The sequence below is a fragment of the Vibrio genomosp. F10 str. 9ZD137 genome, assembly GCF_049974785.1.
Lineage (GTDB): Bacteria > Pseudomonadota > Gammaproteobacteria > Enterobacterales > Vibrionaceae > Vibrio.
This window is the reverse complement of record NZ_JBNGCJ010000934.1, coordinates 1-707: the sequence shown is the minus strand read 5'-3', so window position 1 is coordinate 707 and position 707 is coordinate 1. Positions and strand designations below refer to the sequence as shown.

The following is a 707-nucleotide window of genomic DNA, read 5'->3' as shown; positions in this document are numbered from 1 at the left end:
GATCTTCAGGGTTAAGCTCTGGCAACGTAGGCAGTTCATCTTGTACTGTGCCTAGAATTTCAACACGTTTGATTGAATCAATACCAAGGTCCGCTTCCATGTCCATTTCTAGATCAAGCATTTCTGTTGGGTAACCGGTTTTCTCAGCAACCACGTCTAACATTGTTTTTTGAACACGTGCTGCGTCTAGACCATTTGAAACCGGAGCAGTTGAAACTGGATCGCTCGTTGACACTGAACCGCCAGAAGGCATCTTGGTGTTCATATAAGCAACAATCTCACCAAGCGTGCGGCACTCGGCTAAATCTTCAGGGTTAAGCTCAGGAAGGTTTGGCATTTCATCTTGAACAGTACCAAGTATTTCAACACGTTTGATTGAGTCAATACCAAGATCTGCTTCCATATCCATATCAAGATCTAACATCTCGGTTGGATAACCCGTCTTCTCTGCAACCACTGCCAACATGACTTTTTCTGCATCCGCCGATTGCACTTCCGTCGAAACTCCTTGAGTTGAAGCAACGGGTGCACTTGTTACCGGAGCTTTAGTCGCTTCTGCAACGATTGCAGGTGCTGAAGTCTTGGCTGCCATTGCTTGAGGAGCTTGTTGTTGAACAACTGGAACTGAAGGTTTAGGTGCTTGTGCGACGGTTTGATCAGCTTGTGTTGTAACAGGAGCAACTTGTGGCGCTACCTGCGTTTTAGCG

At 46.4% G+C, this 707-nt stretch carries 1 protein-coding gene; it reads right to left on the bottom strand.

What is annotated here, in order from left to right; all coding sequences use genetic code 11:
* A partial coding sequence (locus tag ACP45E_RS20480) for a phosphopantetheine-binding protein (protein WP_141707458.1) occupies positions 1–707 on the bottom strand: 707 nt, incomplete at both ends.